At 64.2% G+C, this 18,655-nt stretch carries 13 protein-coding genes, 1 tRNA gene and 2 pseudogenes; 10 read left to right on the forward strand and 6 right to left on the reverse strand.

Features of this window, described 5'->3' with window-relative positions; all coding sequences use genetic code 11:
- Window positions 1-139 precede the first annotated feature (139 nt).
- From AB4Y43_RS11450 to AB4Y43_RS11460, 3 genes and pseudogenes are all read right to left on the reverse strand, one after another.
- A complete protein-coding gene (locus AB4Y43_RS11450) occupies window positions 140-469 on the reverse strand; it encodes a hypothetical protein (protein WP_069266244.1) in 330 nt (109 codons plus the stop codon).
- Window positions 470-641: 172 nt separating this feature from the next.
- Entirely contained in the window at window positions 642-1,325 is a 684-nt protein-coding gene (locus AB4Y43_RS11455) for a DJ-1/PfpI family protein (RefSeq protein ID WP_069266245.1), read from the reverse strand.
- Between the two features lie 226 nt (window positions 1,326-1,551).
- A pseudogene (locus AB4Y43_RS11460) lies at window positions 1,552-1,914 on the reverse strand (carboxymuconolactone decarboxylase family protein); the annotation flags it as partial.
- Between the two features lie 11 nt (window positions 1,915-1,925).
- On the opposite strand from AB4Y43_RS11460, the pseudogene AB4Y43_RS11465 reads away from it, so the two are divergent.
- From AB4Y43_RS11465 to AB4Y43_RS11475, 3 genes and pseudogenes are all read left to right on the forward strand, one after another.
- Window positions 1,926-2,536 (forward strand): annotated as a pseudogene (locus AB4Y43_RS11465) (PLP-dependent aminotransferase family protein); the annotation flags it as partial.
- Window positions 2,537-3,040: 504 nt separating this feature from the next.
- Complete coding sequence (locus AB4Y43_RS11470; RefSeq protein ID WP_069266248.1) at window positions 3,041-3,490, forward strand: HU family DNA-binding protein; 450 nt, start codon at window positions 3,041-3,043, stop codon at window positions 3,488-3,490.
- A 255-nt stretch (window positions 3,491-3,745) separates the two neighbouring features.
- A complete protein-coding gene (locus tag AB4Y43_RS11475; RefSeq protein ID WP_368727833.1) occupies window positions 3,746-4,645 on the forward strand; it encodes a LysR substrate-binding domain-containing protein in 900 nt (299 codons plus the stop codon).
- A gap of 230 nt (window positions 4,646-4,875) precedes the next feature.
- On the opposite strand, the gene AB4Y43_RS11480 is transcribed toward AB4Y43_RS11475, so the two are convergent.
- Together AB4Y43_RS11480 and AB4Y43_RS11485 are read right to left on the reverse strand one after the other, a co-directional pair.
- A complete protein-coding gene (locus tag AB4Y43_RS11480) occupies window positions 4,876-6,069 on the reverse strand; it encodes a porin (protein ID WP_342946438.1) in 1,194 nt (397 codons plus the stop codon).
- A gap of 220 nt (window positions 6,070-6,289) precedes the next feature.
- Window positions 6,290-7,696, reverse strand: coding sequence for a YihY/virulence factor BrkB family protein (locus AB4Y43_RS11485; RefSeq protein WP_342946437.1), 1,407 nt, complete (start codon window positions 7,694-7,696; stop codon window positions 6,290-6,292).
- A 195-nt stretch (window positions 7,697-7,891) separates the two neighbouring features.
- Between AB4Y43_RS11485 and fdnG the strand changes: the two genes are divergently transcribed.
- The 7 genes from fdnG to AB4Y43_RS11520 all read left to right on the forward strand — a co-directional run bounded on the left by fdnG (window position 7,892) and on the right by AB4Y43_RS11520 (window position 17,133).
- Window positions 7,892-10,963, forward strand: a complete 3,072-nt coding sequence (fdnG, locus tag AB4Y43_RS11490; RefSeq protein ID WP_342946436.1) for a formate dehydrogenase-N subunit alpha — start codon at window positions 7,892-7,894, stop codon at window positions 10,961-10,963.
- A gap of 12 nt (window positions 10,964-10,975) precedes the next feature.
- The gene (gene fdxH / locus AB4Y43_RS11495; RefSeq protein ID WP_069266253.1) at window positions 10,976-11,911 is read left to right on the forward strand and encodes a formate dehydrogenase subunit beta; all 936 of its coding nucleotides are present in this window, start codon (window positions 10,976-10,978) and stop codon (window positions 11,909-11,911) included.
- Window positions 11,898-12,524, forward strand: coding sequence for a formate dehydrogenase subunit gamma (locus AB4Y43_RS11500; protein ID WP_368727834.1), 627 nt, complete (start codon window positions 11,898-11,900; stop codon window positions 12,522-12,524). Before fdxH ends, AB4Y43_RS11500 begins: the two co-directional genes overlap by 14 nt.
- A 127-nt stretch (window positions 12,525-12,651) precedes the next feature.
- Window positions 12,652-13,584 (forward strand): formate dehydrogenase accessory protein FdhE, encoded by a 933-nt coding sequence (fdhE, locus tag AB4Y43_RS11505; RefSeq protein ID WP_368685379.1) that lies wholly within the window; start codon window positions 12,652-12,654, stop codon window positions 13,582-13,584.
- A gap of 15 nt (window positions 13,585-13,599) precedes the next feature.
- Window positions 13,600-15,066, forward strand: a complete 1,467-nt coding sequence (gene selA, locus AB4Y43_RS11510; protein WP_368727835.1) for an L-seryl-tRNA(Sec) selenium transferase — start codon at window positions 13,600-13,602, stop codon at window positions 15,064-15,066.
- On the forward strand, window positions 15,063-16,991 hold the full coding sequence (gene selB / locus AB4Y43_RS11515; RefSeq protein ID WP_368727836.1) for a selenocysteine-specific translation elongation factor: 1,929 nt from the start codon (window positions 15,063-15,065) through the stop codon (window positions 16,989-16,991). Before selA ends, selB begins: the two co-directional genes overlap by 4 nt.
- A 46-nt stretch (window positions 16,992-17,037) precedes the next feature.
- Window positions 17,038-17,133: transfer RNA gene (locus tag AB4Y43_RS11520), tRNA-Sec, on the forward strand.
- A 140-nt stretch (window positions 17,134-17,273) separates the two neighbouring features.
- Here AB4Y43_RS11520 and AB4Y43_RS11525 read toward each other — a convergent pair.
- Window positions 17,274-18,458 carry an endo-1,4-beta-xylanase gene (locus AB4Y43_RS11525; RefSeq protein WP_368727837.1) on the reverse strand — a complete coding sequence of 395 codons (1,185 nt, stop codon included), beginning with the start codon at window positions 18,456-18,458 and terminating at the stop codon, window positions 17,274-17,276.
- Between the last annotated feature and the right edge of the window lie 197 nt (window positions 18,459-18,655).

Consider the following 18,655-nt stretch of genomic DNA (forward strand, 5'->3'; position numbering starts at 1 on the left):
TAGTGTGTACAGCGGGAGTGCGCGAGCGCGAAGGCGGGGGAAGCGCAGCGTTGCAGCATGCTGCGGGTGATGCGGGCACGTTGAGGGTGGAGGCGTTTTAACCGGCAAAACAGCCGGTTAAAACGACCGCTGACGCGAATTACTGGCTGGCGCCTGCAGCAGCGTTAGCTTTCTTCTGTGCGTCCTGCAGGTTCTGCGGATAGTTCGGGTCGTTCAGCGCCGGCTTGTAGCCTGCGTCTTCCAGCTTCTTCAACTCGGCATTGTTCTTCGCGCGGGCCTGTTTGCGTTCGGCCTTGCGCTGCGCTTTGGCTTGAGCTTTGGCCTGCGCCTTTTGTTCCTTGGTGAGCGGTTGCGAGGCCGTGGCGGCGGGTGCGCTGGCTTCCGTTTGCGCAAATGCCGGCGCGGCAACGCCGATCAGGAATGCGGCGGTCGCCGCGGCGAGAGTCAGCTTGCTGGTGGTGGAGCGCATTGATTCCCTTAATGGTTGATTTGAACGACTTACCCAGGTCTGGGAGGACGGGCGCAAACGACTGCGGCGCGCCCGTTGCTCAATGTAATCGATCCCCATCAAAGACGGTAGCAAGCGCTGACCCTGGCTTGCCGGTAATCGCAGTAGTTACCCCGGCGGCCTCAACGGGCGCTCAAGCACCGAGCTTCGCGGCCGCCGCCGCGACTACGCGTGCGCGTGCGGCGAGCGATGCGGCTGTCTGCGCGCGCAACCTTTCCACGATTGCACGCGGTGCGCTGGCGGGGTCGCCCGCATCGAACGGCGGCGCGGGCGCGTACTCGAGTTCGAGCTGGAGCGCCTGGGCGTCCTCGTCGCCGATCAGTTCGGCGGCGAGCGTCAATGCGAAATCGATACCCGCGGTGATGCCGCCGCCGGTCAGCACGTTCCCGTCGCGCACCACGCGCGCTTTCACGGGCAGCGCGCCGAGCGGCTCCAGCAGTTCGTGGAAGGCCCAGTGCGTGGTCGCGCGGCGTCCGCGCAGCAGCCCGGCCGCGCCGAGCACGAGCGCACCCGTGCAAACCGAAGTGACGTAGCGCGCCGTGCTCGCCTGGCGGCGCAGGAACGCGAGCGTCTCGTCGTCTGGAATCAGCTGGGAGACGCCGCTGCCGCCCGGCACGCAGATCACGTCGAGCGGCGGGCAGTCCTCGAAGGTCGTGTCGGGCGTGAGCATGAGGCCGGTGCTCGAGCGCACCGGGTCGAGCGTCTTCCAGATGAGCCGCGCGCGGGTGTCCGGCATCGAGGCGAGCACGTCGTATGGGCCGGTCAGGTCGAGCTGTTGAACGTTGGGGAAGACGAGAAATCCGATCTGCAGTGCCATGTGGTGTTCCCGGTCAAGGTTTGGCTGTCGAAAAGGCCGACGCGGTGTGCCGATGATTCGGGAATCACTGTAATCTCGCGCCGCTCCACAACCATGCCAAAAACCGCGCAAAAACTGCCAGCGGCGCGCGAGCCGCAATCGGAAAGCACTCGGTGATCGACACCCGCGCCGCGTTCAGTCGCCGCTTAATTTGCGGCAGCTGAAGCAGCGCGCTTGCTGCTTGGACTCAAGCCGGCATCTTGCGGAACGTCACCGCGATGCGGTTCCAGCCGTTGATCGCGATGATCAGCGGCGTGAGGTCGGCGATCTCCTGATCGCTGAAATGCGGCTTCACGCGTTCCCACACTTCGTCGGGTACGTGCGTTTGCGCGAGCAGCGTGACTGATTCGGTCCATTCGAGCGCCGCGCGCTCGCGCTCGGTGAAGAACGGGGTTTCGCGCCACACCGATACCGTGGCGAGCCGGCGATCGGTTTCGCCGCCTTTACGCGCATCACCGGTGTGCATGTCCACGCAATAGGCGCAGCCGTTGATCTGCGAAGCGCGCAGGCGCACCGGTTCCGCGAGCGGCTTTTCAATCGAGCTTTTGCTCGCGCGCTCTACTCGGCGTTTCGCGCAAGACCACGCTCGACGTATTCGAACGGCTGCTCGCCGAAGGCTATCTGAAATCGCGGCGCGGCTCGGGCACTTTCGTGGCGCAGACGCTCGAACGCCTGCCCGCGCGCGAGCACGGTCATCCGAATCCGCAGATACGCGCGGCCACCGCGGCGATCACTTCTGCGCGTACCGGGAAGGTGCCGCGCGTGGCGCGCAGGCGCAAGCCGAGGCGCTGCACGGTTCGTTGCCGCGCCTCGATACGCGGCTCGCCTGCGATTTCGCGGGCGGTGTCACCGACAAGTCGCGCTTTCCCTTCGACGTCTGGCGGCGCTGCATCAACGACGCGCTGCGCGTGCAGGCGCGCGGTTTCGGCATGTATCGCGATCCGGCGGGCGAGGAGAAGCTGCGCCTTGCGGTGTCGCGCTATCTCGCTTTCAACCGCGCGGTGCAGGGCATCTGGCAGGACGTGATCGTCACGCAGGGCGCGCAGCAGGCGCTCGATCTGCTCGCGCGCAACATCTTTGCCGCATTGGGCGCGAAGGTCGTGCCGGTGCCGGTGGATCACGACGGGCTCGTCGTCGCGCGGCTGCCGAAAGCGGCGCGGCTCGTGTACGTGCTCGACGCTGCCGCGGTGGCGCAGGCCGCGCGCCGCGCGTCGATCGGCCTGCATCCGCTCGCGCCGTTTCATCTCGAAGCGCCTGTGCAGAGCGGTTTTCTTTTCGGTTACGGTGGGGTCGACGCCGAGCGTATCGACGCCGCGCTGACATCGCTCGCCACGCTGCTGCGCACGCTTTGACTGCATTTTGCCGTCGCGGCGACACCGGCATGGCAGCCGAAATCGCGAGAAAACGCCATACGTGTGGCGCTTTCCTGTCGAACGCGCCGTGCGCTGCGCCCCACCGAAGCGTATCGTCCGTCGGTGATCCGGCTGCGCCAGGTGCACGTTTACCCCTGTAAACAGGCGTCAAAATGTGTTCGAGAGTCAGCGCTGCGCAACAAAATCGTAACGACAATGCAAAAGCTTCACGCAAAACGCTTGCGCGTATGTAGAATCCGCCGTTGAAGCACGTGCATTCCGCAGTGCTTCTTCGATTCACTGACCAACACTGGTAGGAGAAACATGCCGACTTCCGCAAAGAAAGTGGCCGCAAAAAAGGCAGCTGCCCCGGCCAAGAAGGTTGCCGCAAAGAAAGCGCCCGCCACCAAGACGGCCGCAGCTAAGAAGGTCGCCGTGAAGGCGTCCGGCGTACCGACGCCGATCAAGGACACCTTCACGAAGGCCTCGCTGGCTACCCACGTCGCTGAACGTGCAGGCGTCGAGCCGAAGGCTGCCAAGGCCGTGCTCGCCGCGCTGGAAGACACGATCCTCGGTTCGGTCCACAAGAAGGGCGCTGGCGAATTCACGCTGTCGGGCCTTCTGAAGATCGTCGTCCAGGCCGTGCCGGCGAAGAAGAAGCGCTTCGGCAAGGATCCGTTCACGGGTGAAGAGCGCTGGTTCCCGGCGAAGCCCGCATCGGTCCGCATCAAGGCGCGCGCCCTGAAGAAGCTGAAGGACGCAGCAGCAGCCTGATTGCGCTGATTGCGCTTGAAGCCGCGACCTTCGGGTAGCGGTTACCTGTCAGTACCAAAAAATCCCCGTTGGCGTCGAGCTCACGGGGATTTTTCATTTGGTGCGTGCAATGCGCACAGAACATGCATATCTATGCTCTGATGTTATGGTCAGGTATCCGGTATGATGTCCCTGTGTTAGAGGCATCAGTGTCATTCATGTCGTACGAAAACGATGTCGTAGACCCGCTAATTTAAATTTCCATAGCATAGTGTTATGCAGGCAACCGACCTCAGTTTGCGGCAGGTGGAAGCGTTTCGCGCGCTGATGCACTGGGGTACCGTCACGCGCGCGGCACAGGCGCTCGGCATTTCTCAGCCTGCGGTGAGCCGTTTGCTTGCCGACTTCGAAGCCAGGATGGGGTTCGCGCTTTTCGAGCGGCGCCAGGGGCGTTTGCTGCCGACCGTCGAGGCCCATACGCTGCAAGATGAAGTCGAGCGCGCGTTCTTCGGCTTCGAGCGCGTGGCTCAGGCGGCCGCGCAGATTCGCGCACAACGGCGCGGGGTCGTGCGCGTTGCCGCTTCAGCGGATCTTTGCGCCGACTTCCTGCCGCGCGTGGCCGCCGCGTTTGCAAGCGAGCACGAAGGCGTCGATTTCGAACTGCTGACTGGCGAAGCCGCCGGGATTGCCGAGCGCGTGGCGGCGCAACGCTGCGATCTCGGTTTCGTCGCGCAAGCCGTCGCGCATCCTGGCGCGCGTCTCGAGTATCTGGGTGAATGGCCGCTGCGCTGCATCGTGCCGCGCGGACACCGGCTTGCGCGCAAACGCGTGATTCATGCGCAAGACTGCGCGGGCGAACGCTTCATTTCGTTTGCCGCGGCGAGCGAGGCGCGCCTCTCCATCGACCGGCTCTTTGCCGAATGCGGGGTGGTGCGCGAGCCCGGCGTCGAAGCGGCGCTCGCGCAATCGGTCGTGGCGATAGTGGAAGCGGGGATGGGCATCGCGCTCGTCGACGCGCTGACCGCCCAGCACGCGAGCGCACGGGTGAGCGTGAAACGCTTCACGCCCACGCTGTCGAGCGCGCTCCATGTCGTGCGCGGAGCGCAGCGCGCGGCGACGGCGCTCAGCGACGCGTTCGTGTGGCACGCCGGCGCCGCGCTGGCGCGACTGCGCTGAGTCTTGCGCTCGTGTAAATGGCGCGTAAACGGCGCAAGTTGTGGCGTTGCGTGAGAACACCCTGGAGGATCGCTTCTAAAACCCGGCGGCCATAAAAAAACCAGCCAGGGCTTGCGCCCGAGGCTGGTTTGTGCAGCGTGTAGGTTTTAGCTGCGCGGTCTCGCTCGCTTCGCCGGATTGGCTCGTCAGCCAGTTCCGGCGCCGGGCCGAAGCCCGGAGTAAAGCGTTGCTTAGAACTTGTGGCGGATGCCCAGGCTGACCAGGGTCTGCGAGCTCGAAGCCGAGTTGAAGCCGTACGAACCGATCGATGCGCCGGCTGCCGTGCCTGCCGGTTCGCCCGGTTGCTGGCCGTTGGCGTGCTGCCATGCGGCGACGCCGTACAGGTCGGTGCGCTTCGACAGATTGTAGTCCGCGCCGATCGAAACCTGGTTGTACGTGTTCGACGAGTCGCCAGCACCGTGCGTCCAAGTGTAGCCGAGGCCGAGCAGCAGGGCCGGGTTCAGCTGGTAGCCGAAGAAGCCAGCAGCGACGTTGTAACGCTGGGTCGAAGAGAACGTCGAGTAGCCGTCAGGACGGATTTGAACGTTGCTGTAACGTGCGCCGAACGTGAACGGGCCAGCGACGTATTGCGCAGCGATCGCAGCGGTGCCAACCGACTTGGCCGACGCGTAGGCTTCGTTGATCTGGCTGTCGAACATGGCGCCCGAGGTTGCGCCCGAAGCCCAGCCCACCGTGCTCACGCCGTTGGACGTCGTCGTACGCGCAGCGAGCGACGACGCGTTGTCCATGCGGAAGTAGCCAGCAGCGACGTTGAACGAACCGATGCCGTACGTAGCCGCTGCGCCCCAGCTCTGACCCGAGCCCGTTGCGCCAGCCACGCCGCCCAGAGCGTACATGCCTTCGAACTGGAAGCCTTGGAGAACCGGCGAGACGTACTTGATGCCGCTGTTCGTACGCGAGCTGTTATCGTTGTTGTCGACGTCGCCCGGCGTTGTGAACGTGCTGCCGAAATAGTTGTCCGCGGTCAGCGGCTGAACCATGTCGACCAGCGGGTCGTACTGGCGGCCGAGAGTGATCGTGCCGAACTGCTCGTGCGTCAGGCCGACATAGGCTTGACGGCCGAACATCAGGCCACCCTGACCGAGCTTGCCGTTGTTGATGTCAAAGCCGTTTTCCAATTGGAAAATCGCCTTCAGGCCGCCGCCCAGATCTTCCGTACCCTTCAGGCCCCAGCGGTTGCCCGACAGGTTGCCACCGGCGAGGCCGACCAGGTTTGCATTCTTGTTGTTGGCGTCCATCGTGTTGTGGGCCCACTGGATCGATTCGTCGATCACCCCATAGAGGGTCACGCTGCTTTGAGCGTGCGCGGTGCCTGCTGCGGCCAAGAGGGCCAGCGAGAGGGTCGAGAGAGCGACTCGTTTCATTCTGTTTTCTCCACGCAGAAATTGTGTAGTTGTTGCGCGTTGGAGAATAACGCAGCAGGCCAGGCGACCTGAACTGAAAAAATAAAGATTGTCGCGAAAACCTGACACCGGCCAGAATCCCTTGTCAGGCGGGGACTCCGTCCATTATGCCGTTTCAAGAAATATTGGATTGTTGATCGAGCATTATTGTTGGTTTTGATAAAAGTTCCGTAAACAGCCGTTATTTTTGCGCCTTGTTGCGACCTTTGGTAGCAGCCTTAATTGGCGCGGCGGCATGGGGGTGGCGGCGCCTGCCGGCGGTTGTCATGGCGAGCGCCGCGCTCGCGACGAACAGCACCGAACCCCACGGATGGCGCTTCACATAGCGGTCGGCGGCGGCGACCGTGCGGCCCGCGTGAACCAGCGTGAGCGCGGCCGCGTAGGTGGCGCTGTCTTCCATGCGCACGACCGAACGGCGGATATGCAATCCCGATTTCAGCCTCCCGAATGGGCCACCGTGCGCGCTCGCGCGCCGAATCGCGCCGAGCGGGGTTTCCGATAGTGTCGATTTGTCTGCCGAAACAGCTGCCGCCAGGGCCGCAGGCATTGCCGGGGCGGCTGCGCCGCCGTTTCCGATCGGCACGGCCTGCGGCGCCGACGCAGCGGGGCGGTCCGCACGCTTCGTGTCGTGCCGCGCGACGATGGTGGAGGCGGCGAGCACCGAGGCCAGCTTGGCGCGGCTGCCGGGCGGCGTTTCCTCGAGGAAACCCCACGCGCCGCGCGGATCGTGCATACGCCCGCGCGCGGCCGAGAATTCCGCGCCCAGCAGGAGCACGGCCGCTGAAAAATAGAGCCACATGAGCAGCACCGCGAGAGAGCCGGCGGCGCCGAAGGCCGTTGCCATGCCCGCGTGCGCGAGATAGAGCGCGAACAACTTCTTGCCCGCCGAGAACAGCACCGCCGCGACGACGCCGCCCACCATCGCGTCGCGCCAGCGCACGTCGGCGTCTGGCAGGAAGCGCAGCAGGGCGCCGAAGGCGACGGCCAGCACTACGAGGCCCACGGCAAGCTGCATCAGGTTGCCGATGATCACATAAGGGGAATTGCCCCAGATCCACTGACCGACGAACGTAATAGCCGTGTCGAGCACGAGCGAGACGATCAGCAGGAACGCGACGCCCAGCACGAGGCTGAACGAAATGAGCCGCACGCGCACGAGCGCCATCACGCTGGAGGGACGCTGCCCGTCCGGCGGCCAGACGATGTTCAGCGCGGAATTGAGCGAGGAGAAGGTTGCGGACGCGCCGATCACGAGCAGGGCGAGCGAGATGATCGCCGCGACGCCGCCCTTGCCGCCCGCCCGATGCGCGTTCTGCACGATGGTGGTGATGCCCGCGGCCGCGTCGTCGCCGAGCACGTTGTGGACCTGGCGGAAGAGTTCGCCGCGCGCGGCATCGACGCCGTAGAACCAGCCCGCCACGGCAATCACCATCACGAGCGTCGGCGCGAGCGAAAACGCCGAATAGAACGCGATGCTCGCCGCGAGCGACGGGCAGCGATTGGCGATGAACTGGCGCAACGCGCCCACCACCCACGACGCTTCCTTGCGTGCGGCGGACTGCAGTCGTTCGGTGGAAAGCGTTGACATGATGGTGCGCCCCGCGGTGGTGCTTCAGTGGTTCGTTTTCGTCACAAAGATGGTTCATTCGCCATTCGATATTAGCAAGCGCGGTTCCCGGGCGAGCTCGCGCTGTACGTGCGTAACGCTCGCGAGCATCCAGCGCGATCCGTCTCCCAAAACGTCTTATACTGAAAAAACCCACAATCAAGCCGAGGACGAATCATGCTGCAGATGTCCCGGCGCCAGTTCCTCAAGGTCACGGCAACATCGCTGGCGGGTTCCAGCCTCGCGTTGATGGGTTTCGCGCCCGACAACGCACTTGCCGAGGTCCGACAATACAAACTGGCGCGCACCACTGAAACCCGCAATACCTGCCCGTACTGCTCGGTTGGCTGCGGGATCCTCATGTACGGTCTCGGCGATGGCGCGAAGAATGCTACGACGAGCATCATCCATATCGAGGGCGATCCCGATCACCCCGTCAATCGCGGCACGCTGTGCCCGAAGGGCGCGAGTCTGATCGATTTCATTCATAGCGAGAGCCGCCTCAAGTATCCCGAGTACCGGGCGGCCGGCTCGAACGAGTGGAAGCGCATTTCGTGGGATGACGCGCTCGACCGGATCGCGAAGCTGTTGAAGGAAGATCGCGACGCGAACTTCGTCGAGAAGACCGCCGACGGCAAGACCGTGAACCGCTGGTTGACCACGGGCATGCTGGCCGCATCGGCAGGCAGCAACGAAGTCGGCTATCTCACGCACAAAGTGGCCCGCAGCATGGGCCTGCTCGCATTCGACAACCAGGCGCGTGTCTGACACGGCCCGACGGTGGCAGGTCTTGCCCCGACGTTTGGCCGTGGAGCGATGACGAACCATTGGGTCGACATTCGCAATGCGGACGTGATTCTGGTGATGGGCGGCAATGCGGCCGAGGCGCATCCGTGCGGCTTCAAGTGGGTCACGGAGGCAAAGGCGCACCGCGGTGCACGGCTCATCGTGGTGGATCCGCGCTTCACGCGCACCGCATCGGTCGCAGACTTCTACGCGCCGATCCGCACCGGCACGGACGTCGCGTTCCTCGGCGCGGTGATCAACTATTTGCTCACCAACGACAAGATCCAGCACGAGTACGTGAAGAACTACACGGACTTCTCGTTCATCGTGCGCGAAGACTACGCGTTCAACGACGGCATTTTTTCGGGCTACGATCCGCAAAAGCATTCGTACCCGGACAAGTCGTCGTGGAACTACGAGCTCGGCGACGACGGCTTCGTGAAGACCGACGACACGCTGCAGAATCCGCGCTGCGTGTACCAGCTGCTCAAGCAGCATTACTCGCGCTACACGCCGGAAATGGTCGAGAAAGTGTGCGGCACGCCGAAGGACAAATTCCTCAAGGTGTGCGAAATGCTCGCGACCACCGCCGTGCCGGGCCGCGCGGGCACGATCCTGTACGCGCTCGGCTGGACCCATCACTCGATCGGCTCGCAGAATATTCGCACCGGCGCGATGGTGCAGCTCCTGCTCGGCAACATCGGCATTGCGGGCGGCGGCATGAACGCGCTGCGCGGCCACTCGAACATCCAGGGGCTGACGGACCTCGGGCTCATGTCGAACCTGCTCACGGGTTACATGACGCTGCCGTCCGAAGCGGAGCAGGACTACGACGACTACATCAAGAAGCGCGCGTCGCAGCCCATGCGGCCGAACCAGCTCAGTTACTGGCAGCATTACGGCGCGTTCTTCGTGAGCTTCATGAAGTCGTGGTGGGGCGACGCGGCGACGAAGGACAACAACTGGGGCTACGACTGGCTGCCCAAGCTCGACAAGCCGTACGACCTGCTGCAGACCATCGAGCTGATGAATCAGGGCAAGGTCAACGGCTATATCTGCCAGGGCTTCAACGTCCTCGCTTCTTCCCCGAACAAGGCCAAGACCGTCTCGGCGCTCAGCAAGCTCAAGTGGCTCGTGATCATGGACCCGCTCGCCATCGAGACTGCCGAGTTCTGGAAGAAGTACGGCGACTATAACGATGTCGATCCGACTTCGATTCAGACCGAAGTGTTCCGTTTGCCCACCACGTGCTTTGCGGAAGAAAACGGCTCGCTCGTGAGTTCGAGCCGCGTGCTCCAGTGGCACTGGAAGGGTGCGGAGCCGCCGGGCGAGGCGAAGAGCGACCTCGAGATCATGTCGGGCCTGTTCCTGCGCGTACGCGCCGCGTATCAGAAGGACGGCGGCAAGCTGCCCGATCCGATAGTCAAGCTCGACTGGCCGTATTCGGATCCCGCGAGCCCCACGCCGGAGGAACTGGCGAGGGAGTACAACGGCCGCGCGCTCGCCGACCAGACCGACGCGAAAGATCCGACCAAGGTGCTCGTGAAGAAGGGCGAGCAGCTCTCGGCGTTCGCGCAGTTGAAGGACGATGGCACGACCGCGAGCGGCTGCTGGATTTTCTGTGGCGCGTGGACCCAGGCGGGCAACCAGATGGGTCGCCGCGACAATGACGACCCCACGGGTATCGGGCAGACGCTCAACTGGGCCTGGGCGTGGCCGGCGAACCGGCGCGTGCTGTACAACCGTGCCTCATGCGACGTGGCGGGCAAGCCCTTCGATCCCACCCGCAAGCTGATTGCCTGGAACGGCAGCGCATGGAGGGGTGCGGACATACCCGACTTCAAAGCCGATGAGGCACCCGATCAGGGCATGGGGCCGTTCATCATGAACCCCGAGGGCGTGGCGCGTTTCTTCGCCCGCGACGGCATGAACGAAGGTCCGTTCCCTGAGCATTACGAACCGTTCGAGAATCCGCTCGGCTATAACCCGTTCCACCCGAACAACCCGCTCGCCACGAGCAATCCGGCGGCGCGCGTGTTCCCCGACGACCGCAAGACGTTTGGAACCGCGCAGCAGTTCCCGCATGTGGCGACCACGTACCGGCTCACCGAGCACTTCCACTTCTGGACGAAGCACGCTCGGCTGAACGCGATCATTCAGCCGCAGCAGTTCGTCGAGATCGGCGAGGCGCTCGCGAAGGAGGTGGGCGTGGTGGCGGGCGAGCGCGTGAAGGTGTCGAGCAATCGCGGCTATCTGATCGCGGTGGCGGTCGTCACCAAGCGCATCAAGCCGTTGACCATCGAGGGCAAGACCGTGCATCAGGTTGGCGTACCGCTGCACTGGGGCTTCAAGGGGCTCACGCACCCGGGCTATCTGACGAATACACTCACGCCACCCGTGGGCGACGGCAATTCGCAGACGCCCGAGTTCAAGTCGTTCCTCGTGAAGGTCGAAAAGGCATAAGGGGGCGACGACATGGCATGGCAATCACTTGACGTCAAACGCCTCTCCGCGACCACCTCGGAGCCACCCGGCGTGCGCGAGCCGGTGACTGGCACGGTCGCGAAGCTCATCGACGTTTCCAAATGCATCGGCTGCAAGGCGTGTCAGACCGCGTGCATGGAGTGGAACGATCTGCGTGACGAAATCGGTATCAATACGGGCGTCTACGACAATCCGCACGATCTGACCGAGCACTCGTGGACCGTGATGCGCTTCACGGAATACGAGAACTCGCAGGGCAACCTCGAATGGCTGATCCGCAAGGACGGCTGCATGCATTGCGAGGACCCGGGCTGTTTGAAGGCGTGTCCCTCGCCGGGCGCGATCGTGCAATATACAAATGGCATCGTCGACTTCCACCAGGAAAACTGCATCGGCTGCGGCAATTGCATTACTGGCTGCCCGTTCAATATTCCTCGCATGTCGAGCGAACGCCGCGTCTACAAATGCACGCTCTGCTCGGACCGCGTGGCCGTGGGGCAGGAGCCCGCGTGCGTGAAGACCTGCCCGACCGGTGCGATCGTTTTCGGCACCAAGGAAGACATGAAGCAGCACGCGGCCGAGCGCATCGTGGACCTCAAGGAGCGCGGCTTCGAGAACGCCGGGCTTTATGATCCGCCGGGCGTGAGCGGCACGCACGTGATGTACGTGCTGCATCACGCGGACCGGCCGTCGCTCTATGCCGGACTGCCCCAGGATCCGCACATCAGCCCGATGGTGCGGATCTGGAAGGGCGTGGCCAAGCCGATTGGGCTCGCCATCATGGCGCTCACCGCACTGGCCGGTTTCTTCCATTACACGCGGGTCGGCCCGAACGAAGTGACGGCTGAAGACGAAGCCGCGGCGCGCGAAGAGGCGCGGCGCATGCGTGGCGAACCACCGGAGGAGCGCGGCGATGAAAGACGATGAACCGCAACTGATCGAGCGCTATACGCCCAACGAGCGCAGCAACCACTGGATCACCGCAATCTGCTTCATCCTGCTCGCGCTCTCGGGCCTCGCGATGTTTCACCCGGCCATGGCATTTTTGTACGCGGTGCTCGGCGGTGGCCAGTGGACGCGCATTCTGCACCCGTTCATCGGCGTGGTGATGTTCGTCTCGTTCCTGATCCTTGCGCTGCGCTTCTGGCATCACAACTATCTGGACAAGGACGACATCCAGTGGATGAAACAGATGGGCGACGTGCTCAACAACCGCGAAGACAGGCTGCCCGAGATCGGTCGCTACAATGCGGGCCAGAAGCTGTTATTCTTTGTGATGGTGGTTTGCCTCGTGCTGTTGCTCTTGAGCGGCATCGTGATCTGGCGGCGATGTTTTTCGGTCTACTTTCCGATCGAAATTATCCGGCTCTCAGCGTTGGTGCATGCGGTAGCGGCATTCGTGTTGATCTGCGGCATCATCATTCATATTTATGCAGCCATATGGGTGAAGGGGTCGATCGGCGCGATGACGCGCGGTTACGTCACCTGGGGCTGGGCGAGAAAGCATCATCCGCGCTGGTTCCGCGAGAGCATCAAGTAACGCACAGGCTGCGCGCCGCCTGCCGCGCCGTTTGGCGAAGGCAGTGGCGGCGCGAGCGGCAAACCGCCGGCGCCCGCGAGGGTACGGCGGTTTTTTCTTCGTGAAGCCGTTCTGGAGTCGACCCGTCGTGACGCAACGCATTCTCGACCCGCAGCAAATCGAATCGCTCGATCCTTCGGCCATTCCGCGCATTCGTCTGCCCGAACGGGTCGCCTTTTTCAGTACGCGCGCCGTGCGCCTGCGGCATCTCGCGGACCACAATCCCATTGGCGGCTACGTGCGGCTCATGGCGGCGCTCGTCGACGCGCAGCAGGAGGCGCTAGAACATTGCAGCGCCTCCATGCCTTCGCGTGAAGCGATTACGAACGCGCAGCATCACTCCATGCCGATCCTGCCGGCGCTTTCGGGCGAGCGTGATCCGCAATGGCGCGCCGTGCTATCGCGTCTTGCCGATCGGGTCGAAGCGGCAGGAGCGGTTGGGCCTGCGCTCGCGAAAGTGCTGGGCGACCTGCGCGCCATGAACGAAGGGCAACTCGATGCCCAGGCCGATGCGGTTCTCGCCCAGCGCTACACCGAAGTCGCGCCCGCCACCGCGCCGTTCATCATGGCCGCGCTGCAGGTGGTGTGGACCGACCTCGCGAGCCGCATCGACGTACGCGACGTGCCCTATGTCGACGCACCAGGTGCGTGCCCCGTGTGCGGATCGCCGCCTGTTGCCAGCATCGTGCGCATTGGCGGCGTGTATCAGGGCTACCGGTTTGCGCAATGCGGCCTGTGCGGCACCGAGGCTCACGTGGTGCGCGTGAAGTGCACGAACTGCGATTCGACCAAGGGCATTGCGTATCACGGCATCGAAGGCGGCAATGCCGCACTCAAGGCCGAATCGTGCGACGAATGCCATACGTACCGCAAGATCGGCTATCAGGAGAAGGACCTCGATTTCGAGCCGCTCGCGGACGACCTGGCGAGCCTCACGCTCGATCTGCTGATGAGCGACGCGGGCTACCGTCGCGCGAGCCCGAATCCGTTGCTATGGCCCGAAGTGCCGGGCGACCAGTAAGGAGCCGCGCACGCCATGAGTGAAGCCGTGGGACAAGCAGCGGAGCACGATGCGCACGCCCTGCATGTGCTGCTCGCGAAAATGCCGGCGGTCGAGCGCGTGATTGCCTCGGAGCAAGCGCAGCCGCTGATCGCGCAGTACGGACGCACCCAGGTGATCGACGCGATTCGCGCCACGCAGGACGGCTGGCGTCGCGATGTGCGAGCTGGCGTTCTGGCGCATGAAAACAAGGATGCCGAACCATTTTCATTGGAGCGCGTGATCGAGGCGACCACGCAACGGTTGGCCGAACGCGCGCAAAGCGGCCTGCGTTCCGTCTTCAATCTCACGGGCACGGTGCTGCACACGAATCTCGGCCGCGCGCTGCTGCCCGACGAGGCCGTGAAAGCGGTGGTGCAGGCGCTCACGCAACCCGCAAACCTCGAATTCGATCTCGCGAGCGGCAAGCGCGGCGACCGCGACGACCTGATCGACTCGCTGATCTGCGAACTGACGGGGGCAGAAGCCGCGACCGTCGTGAACAACAACGCGGCGGCCGTGTTGCTGCTGTTGAGCGCACTCGCCAATCGGAAGGAGGTCGTCGTTTCGCGCGGCGAACTGGTCGAGATCGGCGGGGCATTTCGCATTCCCGACATCATGAGCCGGGCGGGCGCACGCTTGCGCGAGATCGGCACGACGAACCGAACGCATCTCAAGGATTACGAAGCGGCGATCAACGCGCACACCGCGCTCCTGATGAAAGTCCATTGCAGCAACTACGCGATCAGTGGCTTTACAAAGAGTGTCGAACTCGATGAACTCGCGCCGCTGGCACGTCAGCACAGCCTGCCCGTAGCGGTCGATCTGGGCAGCGGAACGCTCGTCGATCTCGCGCAGTGGGGCTTGCCGGCCGAGCCCACGGTGCGCGCGACCGTGGAAGCGGGCGCGGACCTCGTGACCTTCAGCGGCGACAAGCTGCTGGGCGGCCCGCAGGCGGGACTGATCGTCGGCCGCAAGGAATTGATTGCGAAGATCAAGAAGCACCCGCTCAAGCGCGCGTTGCGGGTCGGCAAGCTCACGCTCGCTGCGCTCGAGCCCGTATTGCGGCTCTATCGAGCGCCCGAATTCCTGCAGGAACGGCTCACTACGCTGCGCCTGCTCACGCGGCCCGCCCTGCAAATGCAAGAGGCCGCGCAGCGCGCGCTGCCCCCGTTTCAGCGCGCCATAGGCGAAGCGTATGCGGCGAGCGTCGAGCCGATGTTCAGCCAGATCGGTAGCGGCGCACTGCCCGTAGACGTGCTGCCGAGCAGCGGGCTCGTCGTGCGCCATGCGGGGAAGGGCGGCAGTGGCCGTGCGCTGCTCAGGCTCGAACGCGCCTTGCGCGAACTGCCGCGTCCCGTGATCGGCCGTATTGCCGACGACGCCCTGCGCCTGGACCTGCGCTGCCTCGAACCCGCGGACGAAGCGGCGTTCGTGGCGCAACTCGCGGAGCTGCGTCTGTGATCGTCGGCACGGCGGGGCACATCGACCACGGCAAGACCACGCTGGTCCGCGCGTTGACCGGCGTCGATACCGACCGCCTGAAAGAAGAGAAGGCGCGCGGCATTTCGATCGAACTGGGTTATGCGTACCTGCCGCTCGCCAACGGCGACGTGCTGGGCTTCATCGACGTGCCCGGCCATGAGAAGCTCGTCCATACGATGGCGGCGGGTGCGTGCGGCATCGACTTGGCGCTGCTCGTGATTGCGGCCGACGACGGCGTGATGCCGCAAACGCGCGAGCATCTCGCCATTCTGCAACTGCTGGGCGTGCAGCAAGGCGCCATCGCGCTGACCAGGGGCGATCGCGTGGATGCGGCGCAGCTCGACGCCGTGCGTGCCGAAATCGCCGCGTGGCTCGCTGACACGATGCTTGCGGACGCACCCGTATTCGAGACCAATGCCACGCAGCTGCATGACCAAGGCGTGGCGCGCCTCGACGCCTGGTTGCGCGAGCGCGCGAGTACATGGCGGGCGCGACGAGACGATGGACTCTTTCGCCTCGCCGTGGATCGCGTATTTACGCTGACGGGCCAGGGGACGGTGGTGACGGGTACTGTATTCGCCGGGCGCGTACAGGCGGGCGACGCGCTCGTGCTCGCACCTGCCGGCACGCCTGTGCGCGTGCGTGGCCTGCATGCGCAGAACCGAGCGGTACAGGCGGGCGATTCAGGCCACGCCGGCCAGCGTTGCGCGCTCAATCTCGCGGGCATCGACAAAGAGCAGATTGAGCGCGGGGACTGGATCGTCGATGCGCGGCTGGCCGAGCCGGCCGTGCGTCTCGACGTCGAACTGCAGTTGCTCGACGACGCGGGTATCACGTTGCAGCACTGGTCGCCGCTGCATGTGCATCTCGGCACGACGCATCGCGTGGCGAACGTTGCGTTGCTCGAAGGCGAAACGCTCGCGCCGGGCGCGGCTGCCCGAGTGCAGCTCGTCTTCGAAGCGCCGTTGCACGCGTTGCCGGGGGACCGCTTCATTGTCCGCAACGCGCAGGCAAACCACACCATAGGTGGCGGGCGTGTGCTCGATCCATTCGGTCCGTCGCGGCGGCGCCGGACGCCAGAACAGCGTGCCTGGCTCGACGCGTTGTGCACATGGCTCGACGAAGCGAGCCTGGCGCCGCTGATCGAAGAAGCGCCGCGTGGCATTGCGCGCGCGACGTTGACGCAGTTGACCGGTTACGACGACGCTGCGCTCGCTTTGCCCGCCGATGCGATTTCCATCGCACCGCAAGGACGCGACGACGAAGGCGCGGTGATCGCACACGCGCACTGGTCGAGGCTCACCGAACGCATTGTCGAGGCGCTCGCCGAGTTTCATGCGCGCTCGCCCGATGAGCAGGGGCCGGACGCGGCACGGTTGCGCCGCATGGCGGCGCCGCTCGTGAGCGATGCGGTGTGGCGCGCCGCGATCGAAGCGCTCGAGCGCGAGGGGCGCGTGGCACGCAGCGGGCCGTGGCTGCATCTGCCGTCACACGCGGTGACGCTCGACGCCGAAGACGAAGCGCTCGCCGCGCGCCTCATGCCGCTGCTCGCACAAGGGCGTTTCGATCCGCCGTGGGTGCGGGATCTCGCACGTGAGACGCGGCAGCCGGAAGAGAAGGTGCGTGCGCTGCTGCGCAAGCTTGCGCGCCTGGGTATGGTGTATCAGGTCGTGCGCGATCTCTTCTACGATCGCGACATGGTGCAGACGCTCGCGCGTGCCGTCGCACAGATTGCCGCGGAGCAGGGCGGTGCGGTCAACGCCGCGGCGTTTCGCGACGCCACGGCATTGGGCCGCAAACGTGCGATCCAGATTCTGGAGTACTTCGACCGCGTTGGATATACTCGCTTTCAGCGCGATACGCATCTGCTACGGCACGACAGCCGGATGCGCGAATGGTTGTAGGCACATCGATATGTGCGTGTGGTTGCAGGTGGTTGGGTTTCACGAAGGAAGGCATTCGTATCCGGTGGTACGGCCGGGCTTCAAACCCGGTTGGGGGCGTCAGCCGCTCCCGGGTCAGTTCGACTCTGGCTGCCTTCCGCCATATGGGCCTTACGGCCTACTCCGATCTCTCTTCCGATGGCCCCCAGACGACCGCATTCTGTTCGAAGCCCTCTCGCCGCAATATGACGGATGCCTGGACGTCGGCGGAAAGATCGTGGACTTTCAATTTCGCCATCCGCCTTACGGCTGCCACGACGAATCGGCTATTGCCCAGAACGCGGCTTTCGGTTTCAGGTTCGCGTCGAATAGCAGCGGCAGATTGGTACGCGGCACCGGTATCGAGGTCAGCCACGTGTGCTTGTCCGAATAGCCCCAGAAGCTGACGGCCTTGATGCTTGGCTCGTGCTCGAACAGATCGAACACCGCGCGATACCGCTGCGCCTGCGCACGCATCACGTCGTTCGGCACCGGTTGGCCGAGATCGGGCAAGCACGCAGGCGGATGGCTCCAGCATGCGCCCGGGTCGCTGTAGAGACTGACATCGAGTTCCGTCACCTGGTTTTCGAGTCCGAGGGCGGCGACGTCGTCGAAAGCCTGCTTCATATTTTGCAGCGGCGGCCAGTTGATGCTGATATGCATTTGATGCCCGACGCCATCGATCGGCACGCCCTGAGCACGCAAATCGCGTATCACGGAGAGCAGCTTCGCGCGCTTGGCCGCGTCGTCCGTGCTGTACTCGTTGATATAGAGCTTGACGTCAGGGTCGGCCGCACGCGCGGCGCGGAACGCAATTGCAATGTAGTCCTTGCCGAGCGCGCGATACCACGGGCTGTCTTCGCGATAGACCTGATGCGGGTCGTCGCTGATGACTTCGTTCACGACGTCCCATGCATAGACCTTGCCGCGAAAATGCGTGACGACATCGGTCACATAGCGTTGGAGCCGTGCCGCGACGATATCGTGATAATGCGGATCTTTGGCGTCGCCTGCAAAGAACCAGTCCGGCGCCTCGGTCCATTCGCCGCTCCTGTAATGCCACACCAGCGTGTGCCCACGCACGGCCAGGCCATGCGCCTGCGCGAACGCCACGATCTGGTCGGCCGGCGCGAAGTTGTACTCGCCTGCGGCCACGCCTATCGTGCCCGGCTTCATTTTGTTCTCGGCGGTCAGGCTCGAGAACTGGACGGCCAGCAGCGCGGCGTCGGCGGGACTGTCGATGGAATCGGGTTCAATCGCCGCGCCTACCTTGAAATGCGCGGCCATCACGCTTTTCAGTTGTGGCACGGCCTGCGTGGGAGCGGCTGCGAGCGGCAATCCATCGGGGGTGGCAGCCGTTTGGTTGTGCGCGCAACCTGAGATCGACGCAATCGTGAGCAATGTGACGCCTGCGTACAGTGCACGCACGGCGACTCCCGATGGACGCATTCCCGTCTCCTTATAGTGATGTGCCTCGCCAGAAAGCATGTTTGCGTACCATGCGACGTTACCGGTAACGTCGTGGGATGTTAAACACCGGACTTCAAGGCTGCCATGCGGGGTTTACCTGACGCGCGCGAGGTGCAGCGGCGGCTTTTGACGAGAGAACGAGAACTGCGCATCGATGTCGAGTACGCGCGACATAG

Source organism: Paraburkholderia sp. BR10872, assembly GCF_040965835.1.
GTDB lineage: Bacteria > Pseudomonadota > Gammaproteobacteria > Burkholderiales > Burkholderiaceae > Paraburkholderia > Paraburkholderia nodosa_A.

Bases quoted from the DNA above. Each gene is read 5' to 3' on its own strand.
- AB4Y43_RS11450 (WP_069266244.1), bottom strand. From the start codon at position 469: ATGCGCTCCACCACCAGCAAGCTGACTCTCGCCGCGGCGACCGCCGCA.
- AB4Y43_RS11455 (WP_069266245.1), bottom strand. From the start codon at position 1,325: ATGGCACTGCAGATCGGATTTCTCGTCTTCCCCAACGTTCAACAGCTC.
- AB4Y43_RS11470 (WP_069266248.1), top strand. From the start codon at position 3,041: ATGCCGACTTCCGCAAAGAAAGTGGCCGCAAAAAAGGCAGCTGCCCCG.
- AB4Y43_RS11475 (WP_368727833.1), top strand. From the start codon at position 3,746: ATGCAGGCAACCGACCTCAGTTTGCGGCAGGTGGAAGCGTTTCGCGCG.
- AB4Y43_RS11480 (WP_342946438.1), bottom strand. From the start codon at position 6,069: ATGAAACGAGTCGCTCTCTCGACCCTCTCGCTGGCCCTCTTGGCCGCA.
- AB4Y43_RS11485 (WP_342946437.1), bottom strand. From the start codon at position 7,696: ATGTCAACGCTTTCCACCGAACGACTGCAGTCCGCCGCACGCAAGGAA.
- fdxH (WP_069266253.1), top strand. From the start codon at position 10,976: ATGGCATGGCAATCACTTGACGTCAAACGCCTCTCCGCGACCACCTCG.
- AB4Y43_RS11500 (WP_368727834.1), top strand. From the start codon at position 11,898: ATGAAAGACGATGAACCGCAACTGATCGAGCGCTATACGCCCAACGAG.
- selA (WP_368727835.1), top strand. From the start codon at position 13,600: ATGAGTGAAGCCGTGGGACAAGCAGCGGAGCACGATGCGCACGCCCTG.
- AB4Y43_RS11525 (WP_368727837.1), bottom strand. From the start codon at position 18,458: ATGCGTCCATCGGGAGTCGCCGTGCGTGCACTGTACGCAGGCGTCACA.